Genomic DNA, 19,043 nt, shown 5'->3' on the forward strand with positions numbered 1-19,043 from the left:
GTCAGTGTAGAAAGCCTTGCCCCAATAGGGCTTTGGATGTGTCGACGCATACGACTCGCAGTGTCGACAGCCAGGCGAGCAGGCAAACAAGCCCGCTTCATGCGGGCTTTTTTACACTTCTTACTATAATCGCTACTCGCGGATCCAATGCCGACCCTTTCCACGAGTGCCGATTTTCTGCGTCCAGCCCGCCGCCTTCAGCGCTTGGGCGATCAATTTGGAGTCGGGGGTGTCCTTCTTCGTGATCGGCTTGCCCATGATCGCCTCAAAAATCTCGCCGGTAGTGACCTCCTCACAAATCGAGCTCCCATCGCGTACGCCGCCCCAGTCGGGCGTGCCGCGCTCCGTCGGCGACACATATGTCAGATACTTTTCGACGTGATCGGTCCAAAGGTTGGTATCTTGGCGGGCCGCCTGCTCGATCTTGGCGAGCGCCTCAACATCATCCGTCAGCCACCATTGTTCTCCAGCCGCGTACCGCGCAGCGGCTTCCGCCCAAAGCTGATCGCGAACCGCCTTCAGCCCTTCGATATCTGTGTTGCGGCACTCAACCGGCCAAAACCGCCGGCCGCCTGTCGCGTCTTTTAGGTAGCGGCCATCGGCTTCCGGGTTGATCGTGCCAAAGAACGCGCACTGACGTGGATGGTCTGCGTTCCGTTTATCGAACGGCGAGCGATAGTCGTCGACTTTTCGTGACATGAACAATTTGGCGGTGTCGACCTGTGTGCGGTTCATCGACGCCATCTCCGGAACCTCGATCAGCCATTTACCCTGCAGACCGATCGCGGCATCTTTCGAGCCAAGATCGCCATGCAGGTTATCGGTGTACCACGCATCATTCGGCGACAGCGCGTTAATGAGCGTCGACTTTTTGAGCCCCTGATCGCCCTCTAACACGAGAGCGGTGTCGAACTTCACGCCGGGCTTCATGATCCGCGCCACGGCGCCGACAAGCGTCTTCGCGCCGACGTTGCGGATATAGGTGTAGTCCTCGCAGCCGGCGTACGTCGACAGCCAAGTATCCAGCCGTGTGACACCGTCCCACTGAAGACCATTGAGATAGTCGCGCACCGGATGCCGCTTGTCGGCAGACGCAAGGAGGCGGACTGCATCGCGGACCATCTTGTCCGACGCGTTGAGTCCATACTGGGCAGACAGCCACGCCGAGAGGAGCATGTCATGCTCGTCGCTCCAGATCCCCGCGTCACCGCCGCACGGTGGAGTAACGCGGGTTTCGATGCGCTGCGCAAACATGTTTGCCCAAACGACGTTATGCCAGTCCGGATGCGCCTGCAGCACCTTCGCGATCGAGTACGCGCTAGGCTTTATGTGCATCATCGCCAAATTGATCTGAAGATCCACATCAGTTGCCTTCGCGACCGATTCCGGCACCGCATGCGCGACGAGCGGGCCGACGCGACTGCACTGCTGCATTAGCATATTGCCGACCATCGTGCGATCGTACTTATCCTTTCCATTCTTCGCGACGCCCGACGCCATACAGTAATTTTGCCAGTATGTGAGATCCTGCAGACGCAGAATGCCGGCATCCTTGAAGAGATCGCTGGCCCTGATCAGCTCGACCTTTCGGGCGTGAGTCCAGAACGCATACAGATCGCCGCTTTGACCCATCGCGATAGGCGCAAACGGGACGAAATTGAGAGGGTCTTTCGGCCGCGCAGCCGGCAACCGGTCCGCTCCGACCGCAGCCGGCAGCATCGGCGTCGACTGAGCGATCATCATGCCCGGCAGTACATCGTCCGGCTCATCAGTCAGCAGCCCGACCAGCGCGTCGTCGGCCGGCGCCTGCGCCACCTTTTTGACCTTGCCGCTCGCCCATGCCGCGTCGACGTCGGGCGGCGTCACCACCTCAGTCGCCTCAAGCGCCGTCTCGATCGTCCCGCGCACGGCATCCCAACCATGCAGCACGGCCATATCGTTAAAGTCCGTCGGACCCTTGCGCTTGCCGTTTTCGTCCGTCGTGCCGTCGGCATCAGTAAACGGCGGAAATGCCACGCGGCCCCCGACCGCCTTGGCCGCTTCAGTCGCGCGCGTGACGCCCGGATTGTTGATCGGCGTCAACGTCCATTGATCGTTGTCCGCGCACATAACGATCGTCGCCGCCGGAAAGCGATCGCGGACTACTTGCGCAACTGGCATCAGGTTCGGCGCGTCGAACGCGACGATAACCGCATGGTCTGTTGCCTCATGCAGGCTCGCGCCCGTCGCGTAGCCTTCGCAAATCAGGACAACCATCTTGTCATTGACGGTCAGCGGCTTGCCGATCACATAGAAGCGGCCGCGCTTGTCGCCATCCGTCAGATAGTCCTTATCCCGTTGCAGCCGGTTATCCGAGTCCGGAAAGATCGCCTGCAATGAATGGATCGCCTTGCGCTCGTCGCGGATCGGTACCAGCAGCGCATCCTTTTCGATAAGCGAGAGCTCGCCCGTGTTCGGGTTCAGCTTTTCCCACGCGCCCACGCGCAAGCCGTGCGACTGGACGCCCTTGCGCGCCAGATACGGATGCTCAGCGCCAGTCACTTCCCGCGCGCCGTCGAATACTACGTTGGCGAGCTCGGCCGCCTTCGCGTGGCGAATCCGGTCCTCCTCCTCGCGTTGGCGCGCCTTCTCCTGCATGCGCTCACGCAGCGCGCGCCGCTCCTCGCCCGTCATCGGCTTCGCTTTCTCGGACGACTTCCAGGTGAATTTAACGTCGTTCCCGTAACGCTTGTTGCAGCCGAACATGCCCGCCGGCCGATCGTCGCAGACGAGTTTGTACCAGCCATTTTTGCCGCGATCGTCGCCGACCCGGATCCGGTGAATCTTGCCGTCGGCGATGATATCCGCCGGATCGACCTGAATATCCTGTGCCGCCATGGCATCCACAAACTGACTGATTACGGCGACAACATTAGCTACGGGAATCGGTTGAACGGTGCTGTCCGGAATCGACGGAAAGATAGTATGTTTCATACAAGTAGCGGTTTTGCGGCATTGAGCGTTATGAAGCGTCCAGGGTGGTCTGGGGAAATCGTGTTCGCCATGGATTGTGAGAGGTAATCAAGTCTGATTCAAGCTTCGAGATTTTTTCAATTGTAAGCAATGCAGAGTTATTGTTCGTTTAGACGAACAATAAGAAATGGGCGATGGTTGTAAACAAACGCCTTTTTGGCGAGAGCCTCGTTACTTGGTGGCGGGACGGCGTGATGCCGGAAAACAACAGCGCCTGCTGAGTTATACATGCTGCTGAAACCCGATCAGCCTCTGGGGTCGAGTATCACGGATTGGGACCGATGGGCCTAGCGCGTGCCGGCGCCGTGTGTCCGCGTTGCAAAGCGCTATTTCGAGCGCGGGAGCCAACCGGACACGACGGACCGGGCCGTCGCCCTACATCCCGCGACGGCGACAGCGGGAACGTTTGGCGGCGGCGCGACCCTAGCTTCCGCGCAGGCGCTGCATGGTTTCGCGCAGGCGCTGCATGGTTTCGCGCGCATACCGGCGCATTGGGGGCGTGCCCATGTCGCGGCGCGTACCCATGTCCAAAAGTGTCAGATACAAGTCAAGAGGGCTGCAGATCGTAGTTTCCTTACCGTCCAGGCCGGAAAGCGTGACGACTGTTCCGTCGGTCGGAGACCACTTTGCGATCGGCTGAATGCATTTTCGCGTTCGCTTCGCCCGATAAACGCGACGGCCCTTGCTGTCCACGAACGTGTTGAGGTGGCCGTACCAGATGACCTGATCCATGAAGACCATCGGCGCCCAGCCAAATACCGTGTGCATCCAGCGGAGTTGCTGCTCGATGTCCCGGCATGCGCGCCGCCGGGCCTTCTCGGTCTCGTCGTCCTTCGCACGCGAATCGAAGTGGATGATCGGAAAAGTTGTTGCTGCTGACGATCCGGAATGCGCAGCGTTGATTGCGGTGAACTCCGCCAGGAGCGCCTCGCTGTAGGGCGCGTTCATGCGACCTCCCGCGACGCAAGCCAGGCGCGGATGTCTTCGACACGAAAGCCGGTCGCCTTCGGACCCAGCTTCACGGGAGCGGGAAAGCGTCCCTGCTTGATCCATTCGTAGAGCGTGCTGCGCCCGACAGGAACAAAAGCCGGTACGAGGCGTTTCATCCGAATGAAGCCGGTTTCCGGCAGGCGTGCCAGCTCAGAGGGTGAGGTGATATTTTTTGCGGCCATGTCAGACCCAGGTAGTTAATCCAGTGCCCAGTGTGTTGTCACGACCGTCCGAATGGGTCTGAGCAGCAGCAGTATTGTCGCCGTTTCGATAACTAGTGTCGGCAAACGAAATTAGGGCTGTGCATGACGAGTTGAGCACGAAGCCCGGCGGCATCTCTGTCGAGAACCAGAAGGGCGACAAGTGGCAACTGCCCGGCGAAGACGCTGAACGTCCCAACGACGGACCCCAAGACGCTGGAGATTGGCCTCAAGGCGGTCGCGCAGTCGCAGTACAACGTGTTGAGCGTGTTCAATGCGACGCTCGCGCTCGACTTGCGCAAGCTGTTCACGCTCGTCTGGGATTTCGTCCCGAGTCCCACCAGTGCCGCAAGCGCGGACATAATAAGGGCCGTGGATCAGGGCAACGTTGAGCGTGCATGACGGCGTCGAACTCGCGCTAAAAGCCCGGTTCGGGATCGGTTTTCCGGAAGGATTCGCCGTGGAGGTGTACAACCCGGCGAGTAACATGTCGATCTTGCTCTGAGACGCAACTGCCGCGCCGCCGGCAGATCATCTACGCCCGGGGGCCAATCTTTACTTTTCGATGCCGCTATTTTTCCTTCGATGCGTGCCTCTGCATCTATAGGCAGCGCGATTCCACCACAGGCGAGACAGGCGCCTCTAGCTTTACCGAACAAGTTTAGAAGAGTGTCCATATGCAAACTGAAGGGCCACACGCATCCACTTCACTTGTGAACGACAAGGCACTGCTGATTTTTCAGGGCGGCGGCGCCAAGGGCATCGTGCACGTCGGCGCACTCCTGGCGATCGAACAGATGAATCTCGACGTCCGCGGGGTAGCCGGGACCTCGGCCGGCTCAATCGTCGCAGCGCTGGTCGCTGCAGGTTTTTCCGGTAACGATTTGGTCAACCTCAACACAGGGAAACATCTGCTCGATAACAGGTACGGCGACATGGACTGCAGCCGTCCGAGGGATCTCTTTGGAAAGTGGGGCTGGAGGAAGCTGCGCTGGGCGGGAGCGTTGGTCTACTGGGGACCGACACTGATCCTGGCGGCTATCACTGCCGCGCTGTTCGCTGTTTACGCAGGGGACGGGTGGTTGGGACTGGCGCTCTCTATCGTCTGCATCCTTTTGCCCGTGGCTTTCGTAATCTGGCTGTTTGTTGGCATCACGTCGACGAAACACGTCCGTGATTTCATTGACGCTGTATTACGAACACGGATAGAGGCGTCTACCGAGGCCGGTGTGACATTTTCGGATCTTGCGAAAGCCGGCCGCATGCCGCTCAAGATTGTCGCAACCAACGTTTCCGAAGAACGAGCCGAGGTCTTCTCTCTGGAAAGGACACCGGACGTGCCGGTGGCGGATGCGGTAGCTGCATCCATCTGCCTGCCGGTGATTTTTCGGCCACATCGCTTCGTGTGCACGCGAGGAAAGGGGGTAACCGCGGATCGCAGGGAGCGGAGCTATGTTGACGGTGGCCTGATTTCCAATCTCCCCGTGTGGACCCTGGATGAAGAACGCGAAAGACATGATTCCGCGTGTGGCGGGGAGCTTCTCACTATTGCGTTTGGAATCGAACCGAAAGCGCCCGGCGATGGATCTCTCCGGAAACCGGCGACGTTGCTGCAAGCACTGATTTCGGCGGTAGTCACGGGGTCTCTTGAGCTTGACATGCGAAAGGTGCCTAATGCCCATCATTTCATGATGGCCTGCACGCTCAAGCTGATGGACTTTCACAAGCCCAAGCATATATATTTTGATACGGTGGCGCGAGCGAAGGGCTTGGCGTTCAGCCATCCTGCAGGATGGGCTTGTGATATTTCCGAGAAACATCGCAAGCGCGTGCCACGCGATCCAGAAGGAAACCTTACAGGCTATACGGTCGCAAACCGGGATCTGGCATTCCAACACTTCTGCTTCGGTCCGGGTCGCCTTGGCCATGCAACCCCGGGGTTCCTATGCGCCACCCGTCTGGACCTCTGCCATAGACTTTCCTGGCCAGCCCGGCGTGTCCCCGGACGGCGCATGGGAGTCCGGAACTCCCAAGTTCGGTGCCTACGAGGGCGGACAGTGGCCGGGACAGCACTGGCGCCTAGTGATCCCCGTGTCTGGGCGCAAGCCACGACGGTCAGGAGAAAGGCCCTCAGTTGAACGCGGGCTGGTAATTGCGGTCGAATGCGATGCGATACCGGACCTCGCATTGACAAATGTGTCTAATTTTCAACCATTCGTTGACGCGTTGGAAACCTCGGTGTTAGATTTCTGTATCAAAACAGGCATTTACGTTGCAGTACAAAGGAGCACGTCGTGGCCATGGGACTGAAATTCTTTACTGTCTCTGATTCAAAGCGTGATTCGACTCCAGAGGCGCGAGAATTCGACCTCGGCATATCGTCGGTCCCTGTGGATAAAGAGCAGGCAAAGCGTACGGCGGCCGAAGTGACCAAAATTTTCCAGGTTTCGATCACGAGCGGATCGGGAGCGGCGCTCAAGGCAGACATTGAGCGAGCTTTGCAGCAGGCGGCCGAGGCGCGAAAGTCCGCTAAACGCGATGGACCGGTAAGTGTCGAAGGCTGACAGCAGGCAAAAAAAGGGCGCATACAGCGTCCTTTTTAATGGGCCGGTTGACCGAACCAGCCGGACCTTTTCCTGCAAAATCCCGGTGATCTGCCGCCAGCTGCGCAATCTGAGTTACGACTTCGCTCCAGCCAGCAGTCCGGCAAGCGTGAAGGCGCCCGGTACCAGAGCGTCGCCGCCTGCAGTGCGTCGACCAACGCGTTGCTCACATCATATGGCTGGACCATTCCACCCGCTCTTGGTTTTGGCGGCGATGGCAAAACAAGCGACGTGAGATCGTAGTACGGCTGCGTAGAAGGGAGTTGCGGCAGACCGAGCAGCGCATTTGCCATCACCGACCGTCGTCTGTCAGCCTGACGTCGTTCTTGCAGCCAGCCGCATTGCCGCGACCCGCAGCGGACGGCTCAGTTGACGCGACGCCTATGGCCGTTCCCGATGCGGATGCGACGCTCAAAATTTTCCGTGAGACACTGAGCGACGGACTGAGAAGGCCGCCTTCTGCCTCGTCAGCGCGAACTGATCTGCTGCATAAGAGTAACTCGGGTTGGTGCCGCCGATCTGCAACTCGACCCGACTGTATATAGGCATTTTGAACCCGCGCTTGCGCGCCGATCTAGAGGGGTATATCGAAGCTCGACGCTGATGCAGCCTCCTCGATTGAGGAAGTCCTCCGGATTCACGACGCCCAGTTGCAGTCGCAAAACACGTGATGTGATCGAGGCAGGTGATCGTCTTTCGCGCTTTATCAGGAGTGAACGTCGATCTCCGCTTGACTGAGGCGGATAGGCCTGGCGCGTGCCAGGTCAGTGCAGTGCAGGCTGGGCGAACGTGAAATCCATCCACACCACCGGATTCGTGTAAGACCATTGCACTGCGCCGCCATGCGTTGGAAGACGTACCAGCATCGGGTTATTCACATCGCCCGGCTTCTGTCGTGATGGATCAGACAGGATAATTTGATTCGGATCCCGGCTGACCTCATTGAACGTGAAGTACGAACCGGGCGCATAGGGAGGATATTCAATCCACTTGTCGCCCTGCCTCTTGAACGACCCGTTTGCGGTTGTTACTTCTGATATTGAAGTGAAAGCGCCCGCAGGGGGAGCTCCTTCCGGCGGTTTCCTGAAGTTGGGCAACATCACCGGCACTAACGTGGTCAGAACACTTGCCTTGCAGTCATTGCCGTTCTTGATAGCAGTCGCCAAATCCTTCTGCAGAACTCCGCTCGAGCCACCCTTCGTAGAACTGGCTGCCACGCCGGCATCGACGCCCAGCACCTTTTTGAGCAGGCCTGTGACTTTAGCATCCGCATTAGCCGACAAGGTAACCTGATTATTTTTTTCTTCAAGCGGTGCCTGCTGACAGATCTGCCCGGCAGCGTCCACTATCAGCTTCAATGCTGCGGCTTGCTGCGCAGCTGTTTGCGGTACAGTCGAATCCTGCGCCTGCGACAACTGCGCGGCGCCCGAAATGACCACCAGTAGCAACGAACTAACGAACCGGTCTCGCATGATCATGGCCCTTTCGAACAATATCCGGCATTGCCCCCGCCAACATCAGCCGAAATCGCGATCAGATCGGGGGATATGGGACCCTCACCGGCCTTCAGCGTGGCATCGTCTGCCCTGAATTGCGCGACTCTTGCCGCGCTGCATTTCGTTATTCGATCAGTCTGTCCGGCTGTGTCGTCAATCTGGGCCGATGTCTGGCTATAAGCCAGCAGGGCGACGCACGCCTTTCCTTGGGTTTCCGAAAGCGTTGCGTTTGCCTAATGCACCCCTAGCTTTCATTGCCCCGATCTATTTGTCTTGACGCTCGCCGCTCACGCGTCCAGTTCCCCAACATGCTGCGTCGACGCTTAAATCCGGTACTATCGCTGCATTCGTCCGGTGATTGCTGGTGGTGAAGTGTCTTTGCGTGCACGCAGGATGTATGTGCGCGCTCGCACGAAATGCAGCAAACGAGGGCGCGGGATCATCGACGCATGCAGGGAAACGGTATAGTGACGCTGTAGCGCTTTTCGCTAGTCGTAGGAAAACAACAAGAATGAAACTGCGAGAACGCGAGCGGGGATCCGCGGGAGGTGAACGGCTGCATCCAAGCTTCAACGATCATCCGCGCCTTTGTGTCGGCCCGCAAGCACTTGGCCAGCGTGGCGTTGACCTAATACCAGCCCCTGCCAATAGGGGACGGTCGCTGCCCGTGAGAACACCGGCGCTGTTATCGCCCATCACCTGTCTTTTCGGTGCACTTTTCCTATACTTCGACGTGCGGGCTCGGCCAAGTGCATCGAAGAATGCCGGGGAGCAAGGATTAGTCCAAGCCCGTAACTGGGTTTTCTGCCGCACCGGTGGAGGAAATTGAAATGAGCGTCGACGGTATCAAGGCGAGCGGCGTTGCAGCCGTCGAATTGCCAGCTCGGGAAATTTCCCAGCCAAATGGCTTGGAAGAGGCCCATGTATGGGAGTATCCCACTCGTTGGGAAATCAAAGCCGGCGCCAATACACTTGCTGAGTATGCAAAAAACGAACCGGAACAAGCCCTTGGTCCCGTTGTTCGACTCATTCGTGATAATCAGGGGCGAATTTATGGTGAGCTGATCGGCTGGGTTCGGCCATGGAACTATCTGGACGATTTCAAGGTTACCATCGACTTTGCGCCAGACCCAGCGCCTCTCAGGACTCTTACTTGGGATGGCACGCCCGGGGGGGATAACGCCGTCTGGCCGGATGGAGATCCACCGCGTCGACTGCTTATGAATCCTGGAAGTGAGCCGGATTTGTGGACGATGCTTATTAACGCCGGCATCTCTGCGACCTGGCATTGCGCCGCGCACTAAGTGACGGTTCTTATTTCTTCTAGATTGACTGCCGCCGAAAAAGCCTGATGCGTTGGTCGACAGCAGGCGCCTCATCCGTGTCGCATGCCTCTGATGGCGAACTAACGGTGTCATGCGACAGCAATCCGGGGTTTCCGGCAACTTCCATTCTCCCTCGAGAGGACGACATGTCATTTGAGAGTTATGAAGCCTTTCGAGAAATTAAACGTGAGGAGTTCTTCCGAAAAATGTCCGCTGAGAAGAGGTCCTTTGAATATCAATTGTCTAAAGCGGATACAGCGGAAAAGCGCGAAGAAATTATCAACGATTATGTAAAGCGAACAAACGACGCGGTGAATATCGTAGAAATGGCCAGATGGCAGCCAGCATACGCCGCTCTCGGGTCTGTCTTGGTCTGGTTAGCTATCTGGCTCTTAAAGAAGATTCCCGTCGCCTGGGACGCGTTGATAGCTCTAATACTTAGTCCAGGAGTTGCATACCTTATTGCCCCTTTAACTGCCTTGGTAGGGTGGGGATTTTTCTTGCTCCGTAAGCGCCAGAGATTTTCGTATGCCGCACTTGAGATGGGCGCAGCATGCTTCACTACATACCAGATTACGTCAAATTTTGTTGTTTCCGTTAAGAGCGAAACAATATTTCCCTACGTGCTCGCAATGATGGGCAGTATCTACATCGCGGTTCGCGCATATGACAATTTCGACAAATGGTTTCACCCAGATATCGAAACGTTTAAAAGGCTGGTCGCAGAGGCGCAAGCGGCGCTCAAAGCCCAGACAGAAAAATCGGATATCCGTGGGCCAGCGTCCGCAGTGGATGACTAGCCTAATCGGCTGCTGCGGGTCGGGCGTGATCCCGCCGTGTTTTCCGGGAATGATCGTTTTAGACTGGCCGATTCTGGAAGGTTTGGCCGAGGGCGCGACGAGCATGATCGTCGGGCGAAGGTCCTTTCCCTGGATGGGAGCTGACATTCGGATGTCAGCCTGAGAGCGCGGTCGATCGGCCGTCGATGGCCGCAGGCAGCCTTTCGCAACGGGCGCAACGTATGCCAATCTCACCCTCCCGCGAATCCAACAAATTCGCGTCGCAAATCGGCAAGTCCAATTTATTCGGTTCCGCGTCATCAAAGATTTGACCGAATTCGTTCGCAAGTCTCTGAGCACTAGGCAGGCCGTTATGGGGCTGAGCGGCGAATCGCCTGAGCGCCAGACGAAGACGGCAAGCGTCCGCGCGTACGGCGCGCAGAACACCTTTCGCCGTAGGTTTTATGCGGCCACGGAGAGCGCGGCGTCCTGCCGGAGTGGCACGACGTTCGACGGGGTATCCATCAGGAGTTCTAGGTGTGCGCCGAGCAGGCGCCATGCGTCCGCCTGTTCCTGCTGCCGGACCGCCCGTTGATAGGTGCGTTTGATCTTGTTCTGTTCGAGGTGGTTCAGGCACTTCTCGATCACGTCGCCATGGACGCCGAGCTCGCCCATCAGCGTCGCGCCCGTTCGGCGCAGATCGTGAGGGGTCCACCGTCCGCCTGGCAAGATGAGCGCGTCGATGTGCTGGCTGCGGTGCTGCAACGGCGTGCCGCTTGCCGCGCCTTGGCGGTCATAGATCTGCTTCGTAATGGACTTGGAGCAGACTGGCCCGTCGTGCCGGGCGGCCGGGAAGAGCCAGACTTCATCGCCGCCGAGTTCGAGCAGCGCCCGCATGTGGGTCTTGGCGAACTCGCTTAGGTAGATCGTGTGCTCCTTCGCGTTTTTTGAGTGGTCCGCCGGAATGATCCAGGTGCCCGCTGCAAGATCGATGTCGGCACGGCGTGCCCGTGTCAGTTCGCCAATCCTTGCGAGTGTCGCGAGCATCACCCAGATGGCGTGTTGCGTCGTTTTAAGCAGGTTCGCCTTCGCGAGCTTGACCAGCAGTCCACGGATCTCCGCCTCGGACAGCACGCGTTCGCGTTCTTCCTCCTGGCCGCCAACGTGCTTCTTCTCGATGCCTGTCGTCGGATCGACGGCGACAATTTCGCGCACCAGCGCAAAGCTGAACATCTGGCGCAGTTCGGCGAGCAGCCGGTTGGCTAAGCGCGAGGCACCGCGAGCCTTGACCGTGTCCAGCACGGACATGATGTCGGCCCGCTTGATACTGTCTGCGTGTCGGTCGCCAAGCTTCGGCAGTACGTCCTTTTCGAGTCCGCGCTTCGTTTCCGCGCCGTCGTCTTTACGACGCACGAGGTCGAGTGCGCTCCATTCGGCAAACAGCTGACGCACGGTGAGGCGTTGCTGTTCCGCTTCATGGCGTTTGCGTTCGGCCGCCAGACGCTGCGCCAGCTCCACCTGATGATCGATACCCTGGCGAGCCTTCGCGCGAATGGCGGTCGCCTCGAAGCGGGCATCCTCGAGTGATAGATGGCCATCGTCGGTTCGGGCGCCATAGCGGCGCGCCAGCGTCACTGTCGTCTCCTTGCCGTTGGCCGTGTATTTGACCTGCCAGGACTTCGTGCCGTCGGTCGACACCCGCAACCGCAGTCCATCGCCATCGGCGAGGTGATACGCCGCCTTCTTCGGCTTCGCGCTTTCAATACCCCGCACCGTGAGCTTTCCCATATTCGTTATCCGTTACCGTCCCGTTACCGGAATATCGCCAGATTATGCCGATCGTGAGCAGACGGGTCTGGACGAATGTTTTCCGTACAGCCTTGATTATACAGGGGTCCGCGGGCTATTACATAGGAATCCAGATTAATATAAACCTTTATGGGGTGCAGGTGGTCGGAGGTTCAAATCCTCTCGCCCCGACCAAAAAGATCAAAAGGACTTACGGTGAAAGCCGTAAGTCCTTTTTTCTTGCCCGTCGCGCGGGCGCAGCGTTTCCCGCTGTCAACGCTTCGCCCACGCTCATCTGCATCCCGAAGCCTCGATTGCTTTGCTCATGCGCTCGGTTTCGGCTGTCTTGCACATCGCGACCGCCGTGGGCAGCATCGACCCGCCGCCCCATTCTCGCGAAGCCGATTTTTTGCAATTGGCGTCACGGCGCGTTTTCCACGCGGTGAGCCTCTTCTCGATCGCCGCTTTGCAACTCGCCGACACCGCGGCCTTGCCCTCGACGACCTGCTCCAGCTTCTGCTCCGCGACGATCTGCTCGCGCCACGCGCACAGATTCATGCTCATCTGATTCGCGTCGCAATGCGACAGGGCCGCGTCGACCTCACTGGCGGGCAGTCCACTGCGGGTTGCCATGACGTCGGCTGGATTGGATGCGGCGGCCGGTGCCGAACTGCTAACAAGCGCAAGCGCGACACACAGCCGTCTCATTGCCGGCCCTGCGTCAGGAACGGCGCCGCTTCTTCGCGGCGGCGATTTACCAAGCCTGGCACTCGCACTGCCGGTAGCGGTCGCCCGTGGGCATCGCGAGGATGTACATAGACGTTGCGTGCCATTTCGATTGCGACTTCATCGTTCTGCCCACGATTTGCTACAGCTAACGCCTGTCGGGCGCCGGTTGCGCCCGTGTTATAGGTATAGCTCACGAGAGCGTCGAACCGCCGCTGCGTTAGCTCATGATCCGTAACTCGGCTTTTGACCGAACCTTCCGCGGCGCGAACCCTTGTTGCGAGTTGAGCGTTGACATCTGCCAAGGTCACCGGCCGCCGCATTTCGTCATTGGTGCATCGGCCAAAGTACGCAGGCGTGCCTATCCCGAAGGTGCAATTGTTCGCTACGTCGTTGTCGTAGCGAAGGACAGCGCCCACGTGCATCCGCAATGCAGTCCATCCGGCATCGCTCAACTTTTTTTTGATTCGTTTGGCACGTTCAGTTCCTCAAGAATAGGCGAGTGCAATCTGGCAGACTTGTCACCGGCACGCGTTCGCATTCGCAAGCGCACACGAATCACCGCCCTTGAGCCCCCAACGCCACAAACCGCTCCAGATGATGATCCTCATCCCCAAGCTGATGATCGATCATCACGAGCCGCTTCGCGTAATGCGCGAGCGGCAGTTCCCACGTCATACCGATCCCGCCGTGCAACTGGATGCATTCCTCCGCGACTCGCGTGCCGATCCGGCCGATGCTGTACTTCGCCGCCGACACCGCGCGCTCGCGCGCGTTTCGTTCGCCGTCGAGCGCCGCCGCCGCGTTGATCACCGCCGAGCGCGCCTGCTCGATTTCGAGCAGCAAATCGGCCATGCGATGCTGCAACGCCTGGAAGCTGCCGATCGGCACGCCGAACTGCTTGCGCGTGCGCAGATAGTCGAGCGTGTAGTCTTTCGCGACGTCCATTGCGCCGACCGCTTCCGCGCACAGCGCGAGCACGCCGCAACTCACCGCATATTCGAGCGTCGCAAAGCCGTGATCCACTGAGCCGAGCACGGTGTCGTCGCGGAGCGTGACGTCGTCGAACGTCACTTCGGCCGCGCGTCCTCCGTCGATCTTGCGGTAGCCGCGCACCCTCACACCCGCCGCGTCCCTCGGCACCAGAAACAGCGTGATGCCGGCTTCGGCATCGTCCTCGCCGCTCGTGCGTGCCGAGACGAGGAACGCCTGAGCATGCTCGCCATGCTGAACGACGGCCTTTGCGCCGTGCAACGTCCACACGCCGCTGTTGCCATTTACGCTGCGGCGCGCGCGCGTCGTCGCGACCCGGGCAAGCTCGTAATGACTGTCCGGTTCACCATGCGCGAGCGCAACGATCCGCGAGCCGTCGATCAACGAACCCAGCGCCGCATTCTGCACGTCGCTGCCGCTGCGAGCGATCGCCCGGCCGACGACCAGCGTATCGAGAAACGGTTCGACGACGAGCCCGCGGCCGATGCTCTCGAACACCACGGAAATATCGAACCCGCCGCCGCCGAAACCGCCGCTCGCTTCGTCGAACAGTGCGCCGATCACGCCAAGTTCCGCGAAGCGTGCCCACAATTCGGTGCTGAAGCCTTGCGTCGAGCGTGCGATTTCATCGCGCGTCGCGAAGCCGTACTGCTCGCTGATAAACCGATTCAGCATATCCGCCAGCATGCGGCGGTCTTCGGTGTGCTGGAAATTCATGACGTGCGCCTCTTACAGTCCGAGGATCATTTTGGAAATGATGTTCTTCTGGATTTCGTTCGAGCCGCCGAAGATCGACAGCTTGCGATTATTGAAGTACTGCGACGCGGCACTCGCGGCTTCGTCGGGGCCGACCGGCACGCCGTCGAAGCCTTCGTGCAGCGCTTGCTCGACGAATGGCTGCGCATAAGCGCCCATCGCGCGCCGCGTCAGCGACGAGATCTCCTGACGGATCTCGGTGCCGCGAATCTTCAGCATCGAACTCTCGGCACCTGGCACGCCGCCGCCCGCCACGGCCGCGATCACCCGAAGATTGGTCGTCTTCATGTTCTCGAGATCGATCTCGACGCGCGCCATGCGTGCCGCGAACGCCGGATCCTCGGCGAGCGGCCGGCCGTTGCGCAGCTGTGTCGCGGCGATCTTGCGCAGACGGTTGAAGGCGGCGACGGAAAAGCCGACGCCGGCGATATTGGTGCGCTCGTACGTAAGCAGATATTTCGCGTAGGTCCAGCCCTTGTTTTCTTCGCCGACGAGATTTCCGACCGGCACGCGCACGTCGGTGAAGAACACTTCATTGACCTCGTGCTCGCCGTCGAGCGTGATGATCGGCCGGACTTCGACGCCCGGCGTGTTCATGTCGATCAGCAGAAAGCTGATGCCTTCCTGTTTGCGCACGTCGGTCGCGGTGCGCACGAGGCAGAAGATCATGTTCGCGTAATGACCGAGTGTGGTCCACGTCTTCTGGCCATTGACGAGGTAGTGCTCGCCCTGCGCGTCCTTGCCGCGCACTGCCGTCGTCTTGACCGACGCGAGATCGGAGCCCGCGCCCGGCTCCGAATAGCCCTGGCACCACCAGTCGGAACCATCGAGAATGCGCGGCAGCCAGTGACGCTTCTGCGCCTCGCTGCCGTACTTGATCAGCACCGGCCCGAGCATGTTGACGCCGAACGGCACGACGCGTGGCGCGCCGGCGAGTGCGCATTCGTTTTCGAAGATGAATTTCTGCACTGCGCTCCAACCCGGGCCGCCGTACTCTTTCGGCCAGTGATTCGCGAGCCAGCCTTGCGCGTTCAGAATCGCGTGCCACTCGGCCATGTCGTCGCGCGTCAGACGCCGCCCGCCGTGCACCTTGCCGGCGAGACGTCGCGGGAGCTTGTCGCGCAGAAACGCCAGCACGCTGGTACGAAACGCTTCTTCGTCGGAGGTGAAGTTCAGATCCATCGCAGTCGTTCCGTTAGTGTTCGTGGTGGTTCAGGCTGTCGTGTTCAGGCTCGCGAAATCCGCGCCGCGCTCGACCAGATCGACGAGCAGCGGCGACGGCCGCCAGAACAGCGGGTCTTCCTTCGCGAACTCGCGGATGTCGGCGAGAATCGTCGGCAGGCCGACGCTATCCGCGTATTTCATCGGACCGCCGCGGTAGCGCGGAAAGCCGTAGCCGTACAGCAGGGTCACGTCGACGTCGAGCGGGCGCAGCGCGATACTTTCGTGGACGACGTTCGCGCCTTCGTTGATCATCGCGGCCAGATAGCGGCGCATGATCTGCTCGTCGGTGAAGCTGCGCGGCGTGATGCCTGCGCGCGCACGCTCGGCGTCGATGATCGCCTCGACTTCGGGATCGGGCATGCCGCCGCGCGACCCTTCGGGGTACAGATAGAATCCGCGGCCGGTCTTGTGGCCGAACCAGCCGCGCTCGCACAGGCGGTCGGCGATCTGCACGTAGCGCGCGTTCGGGTCGCGCGTGGCCGCGCGGCGTTGGCGCGCCGCCCAGCCGATGTCGCCGCCCGCGAGATCGACCACCTGAAACGGGCCCATCGGCAAGCCGAACGCCCGCACCGCCGCGTCGATCTGATACGGCGATGCACCGTCTTCCATCAGCGCGTCCGCGGCGGCGCGGTACACGGCAAGCAGGCGATTGCCGATGAAGCCGTCGCACACGCCGGCGCGCACCGGCGTCTTGCGCAGCTTCTTCGCGAACTCGAACGCGGTCGCGACGACGTCGGCGCTGACCTGCTTCGGCACCACGACTTCGAGCAGCTTCATGATGTTGGCGGGCGAGAAGAAGTGCAGGCCGATTACGTCGGCGGGGCGCGAGATGCTGACTGCGATCGCGTCGATGTCCAGATACGACGTGTTGGTCGCGAGCACCGCACCGGACTTGCAGACGCGATCGAGCTCGGCGAATACGGCCTTTTTGACGTCGAGATCTTCGAACACGGCTTCGATCACGAGGTCGGCGTGAGCGAGCGCATCGTACGACGTGCTGCCGCTCCAGCGCGCCATGGTCGCGGCTTTCTTCTCAGCGGTGAGGCGGCCCCTGTCGATCAGCCCGTCGTAGACCTTGTCGATGTGCGCGCGGCCACGCGCGAGCGCCGCTTCGTCGCGCTCGATCAGCGTGACGGGCAGCCCCGCGTCGAGCACTGCGACCGCAATGCCCGCGCCCATCGTCCCGCCGCCGATCACGCCGATCGCCTCGAGCGCGCGCGGTTTCGCGTCGCGCGTTTCGGGCGCCTTCAGCACTTCGCGCTCGGCGAAGAATGCGTGAACCAGGCCGGCGCGCTGCGGGCTGTCGAGGCATTGCAGGAACAGCTTGCGTTCGAGCGTCAAGCCCTCCTCGAAGGGCTGTTCGATCGCGGCTTCGACGGCATCGACGATTTTCAGCGGCGAGAACAGGCCGCGCGCTTTCTTCGCGGTTTCGTCACGCGCTTTCGCGACGGCGGCGCGGCTCGCGGCGCGATCGATCAATGCGGCGGCGTCGCGCGTGCGGCGTACCGGCGCGTGCGCGGCGAGCAGCTCGTGCGCGTAGGCGAGCCCTTCGGCGAGGATGTCGCTGCTGTCGCCGAGACGGTCGACGAGGCCGAGCGCGAGCGCCTCCTTCGCGCTCGCGTGACGGCCGCTCAGCATCAGGTCGAGCGCCGCCGGCGCGCCGATCAGACGCGGCGTGCGTTGCGTGCCGCCCGCGCCAGGCAGCAGACCCAGCTGCACTTCGGGCAGGCCGAGCTTCGCGCCGTCGACGGCGATCCGGTAATGCGCGGCGAGCGCCACTTCGAGCCCGCCGCCGAGCGCCGCGCCATGCAGCGCGGCAATCACGGGTTTCGTACATGCCTCGATGCGGTTGCACACGTCCGGCAGCGAAGGCGGCACCGGCGGCTTGCCGAACTCGCGAATATCGGCACCGGCGATCAAGTTGCGCCCCGCGCCGACGATCAGCACGGCTTCGACCGCGCGGTCGGCGTCGGCGGCTTCGATCGCGGCCAGCAGGCCGCGCCGAACGTCGGCGGATAGCGCGTTGACCGGCGCGTGGTCGATCGTGACGAGCAGGACCTTGCCGTGCAATTCGCGCGTGACGACGTCGGCTGAGGAGGAAAGGGTCATCGTAGGTGTCTCCGTTTGAGGATGGCGAGGCGCGCCGGATCGTCCCATTCTGGAGTGGTCAACGTTCATTGACAATTACACCGTTGATTGACAGACTGTCAAAATTATTTTGACAAAGACTGGGCGATGGACGTCAACTCGCTGACCCTGCTCGTCGACATCCTCGACGCCGGCAATCTGAGCGAAGCGGCACGCCGGCTCAAAATGAGCCGCGCGAACGTCAGCTATCACCTGAATCAGCTCGAGCGTTCGGTCGGCCTGCAATTGGTGCGACGCACCACGCGTCGCGTCGAGCCGACCGAGATCGGTCTGCGGCTCTACGAGCACGGCCGCACGATCCGCAACGCGCTGCTGGCCGCGCGCGAGTCGGTGACGACACTGGGCCAGAGCCTGCAGGGGCGCGTGCGGCTCAGCGTGCCGAGCGGCTATGGCCAACTCGTGATGTCCGACTGGCTGATCGCGTTCAAGCGGCTGTATCCGGGTATCGTGCTCGATGTGATGTTCGAGAACCGCGTCGAGGATCTGATGCGCGACGAGATCGACATTGCGGTGCGCGTGATGTCGGAGCCGCCGCAAAACCTTGTCGCGCGGGACATGGGGCCAGTCCGGTACGTGGCCTGCGCATCCCCCGAATTCGCGCGGACACACGGCATGCCCGCGACGCTCGACGACCTGCGCACCGCGCCGCTGATTACCGCGGCCGTGATCGGCAAGCAGTTGCGGCTCGCCGCGTATCTGCGCGACGAGCGTCATGAAGTCCTGCTCGAACCGACGATTATTTCGGAAAACTTTCTATTTTTGCGCCAGGCGGTGCTGGCCGGTCTCGGTGTCGGACTCGTGCCCGACTACGTGGTGCAGGACGATCTGAAGCTCGGCGCCGTGCTGACCGCGCTCGATGGCTGGCGGCTCAGCATCTTCGGCACGCACATGTACATGCTGTACATGCCGAATCGGCATCACACGCGCGCGGCGGCGACCTTCATCGACTTCGTGCTGGAGCAGGCGCAGGGCTCGGGCAGGGGCGGCGCGAACTGAAGCTGCG

At 60.7% G+C, this 19,043-nt stretch carries 15 protein-coding genes; 5 read left to right on the forward strand and 10 right to left on the reverse strand.

Annotation, left to right across the window (positions count from 1 at the left end; genetic code table 11):
• Positions 1-132 precede the first annotated feature (132 nt).
• From OKW30_RS05825 to OKW30_RS05835, 3 genes are all read right to left on the reverse strand, one after another.
• Complete coding sequence (locus OKW30_RS05825) at positions 133-2,973, reverse strand: VapE domain-containing protein (RefSeq protein WP_429346231.1); 2,841 nt, start codon at positions 2,971-2,973, stop codon at positions 133-135.
• A 462-nt stretch (positions 2,974-3,435) separates the two neighbouring features.
• Entirely contained in the window at positions 3,436-3,960 is a 525-nt protein-coding gene (locus OKW30_RS05830; RefSeq protein ID WP_429346232.1) for a hypothetical protein, read from the reverse strand.
• Positions 3,957-4,184 (reverse strand): helix-turn-helix transcriptional regulator, encoded by a 228-nt coding sequence (locus OKW30_RS05835; RefSeq protein WP_429346233.1) that lies wholly within the window; start codon positions 4,182-4,184, stop codon positions 3,957-3,959. The genes OKW30_RS05830 and OKW30_RS05835 overlap by 4 nt, the downstream gene beginning before the upstream one ends.
• 731 nt (positions 4,185-4,915) lie before the next feature.
• Between OKW30_RS05835 and OKW30_RS05840 the strand changes: the two genes are divergently transcribed.
• Together OKW30_RS05840 and OKW30_RS05845 are read left to right on the forward strand one after the other, a co-directional pair.
• Positions 4,916-6,340, forward strand: coding sequence for a patatin-like phospholipase family protein (locus OKW30_RS05840; RefSeq protein WP_429346234.1), 1,425 nt, complete (start codon positions 4,916-4,918; stop codon positions 6,338-6,340).
• 156 nt (positions 6,341-6,496) lie between these two features.
• Positions 6,497-6,766, forward strand: a complete 270-nt coding sequence (locus tag OKW30_RS05845; protein ID WP_429346235.1) for a hypothetical protein — start codon at positions 6,497-6,499, stop codon at positions 6,764-6,766.
• A gap of 803 nt (positions 6,767-7,569) precedes the next feature.
• Here the strand turns inward: OKW30_RS05845 and OKW30_RS05850 are convergent.
• Entirely contained in the window at positions 7,570-8,283 is a 714-nt protein-coding gene (locus OKW30_RS05850; protein ID WP_429346236.1) for a hypothetical protein, read from the reverse strand.
• 848 nt (positions 8,284-9,131) lie between these two features.
• Here OKW30_RS05850 and OKW30_RS05855 point away from each other — a divergent pair.
• Positions 9,132-9,605, forward strand: coding sequence for a hypothetical protein (locus OKW30_RS05855; RefSeq protein WP_429346237.1), 474 nt, complete (start codon positions 9,132-9,134; stop codon positions 9,603-9,605).
• A gap of 167 nt (positions 9,606-9,772) precedes the next feature.
• The gene (locus tag OKW30_RS05860; protein ID WP_429346238.1) at positions 9,773-10,426 is read left to right on the forward strand and encodes a hypothetical protein; all 654 of its coding nucleotides are present in this window, start codon (positions 9,773-9,775) and stop codon (positions 10,424-10,426) included.
• Between the two features lie 441 nt (positions 10,427-10,867).
• Here the strand turns inward: OKW30_RS05860 and OKW30_RS05865 are convergent, their stop codons facing one another.
• From OKW30_RS05865 to OKW30_RS05890, 6 genes are all read right to left on the reverse strand, one after another.
• Entirely contained in the window at positions 10,868-12,193 is a 1,326-nt protein-coding gene (locus OKW30_RS05865; protein ID WP_429346239.1) for a tyrosine-type recombinase/integrase, read from the reverse strand.
• Positions 12,194-12,484: 291 nt separating this feature from the next.
• A complete protein-coding gene (locus OKW30_RS05870; protein WP_260336571.1) occupies positions 12,485-12,826 on the reverse strand; it encodes a DUF1311 domain-containing protein in 342 nt (113 codons plus the stop codon).
• Between the two features lie 71 nt (positions 12,827-12,897).
• Positions 12,898-13,344: a glycoside hydrolase family protein gene (locus tag OKW30_RS05875; RefSeq protein WP_429347728.1), complete on the reverse strand. Its 447-nt coding sequence runs from the start codon at positions 13,342-13,344 to the stop codon at positions 12,898-12,900.
• 133 nt (positions 13,345-13,477) lie between these two features.
• Positions 13,478-14,629 carry an acyl-CoA dehydrogenase family protein gene (locus OKW30_RS05880; protein ID WP_187626570.1) on the reverse strand — a complete coding sequence of 384 codons (1,152 nt, stop codon included), beginning with the start codon at positions 14,627-14,629 and terminating at the stop codon, positions 13,478-13,480.
• A 12-nt stretch (positions 14,630-14,641) separates the two neighbouring features.
• A complete protein-coding gene (locus OKW30_RS05885) occupies positions 14,642-15,850 on the reverse strand; it encodes an acyl-CoA dehydrogenase family protein (RefSeq protein WP_184071099.1) in 1,209 nt (402 codons plus the stop codon).
• A 30-nt stretch (positions 15,851-15,880) separates the two neighbouring features.
• Positions 15,881-18,001, reverse strand: coding sequence for a 3-hydroxyacyl-CoA dehydrogenase NAD-binding domain-containing protein (locus OKW30_RS05890; RefSeq protein ID WP_429346240.1), 2,121 nt, complete (start codon positions 17,999-18,001; stop codon positions 15,881-15,883).
• A gap of 126 nt (positions 18,002-18,127) precedes the next feature.
• Here OKW30_RS05890 and OKW30_RS05895 point away from each other — a divergent pair, with 126 nt between their 5' ends.
• Entirely contained in the window at positions 18,128-19,036 is a 909-nt protein-coding gene (locus OKW30_RS05895) for a LysR family transcriptional regulator (RefSeq protein ID WP_429346241.1), read from the forward strand.
• Positions 19,037-19,043 lie beyond the last annotated feature (7 nt).

Source organism: Paraburkholderia sp. Clong3 (assembly GCF_050436485.1).
GTDB lineage: Bacteria > Pseudomonadota > Gammaproteobacteria > Burkholderiales > Burkholderiaceae > Paraburkholderia > Paraburkholderia tuberum.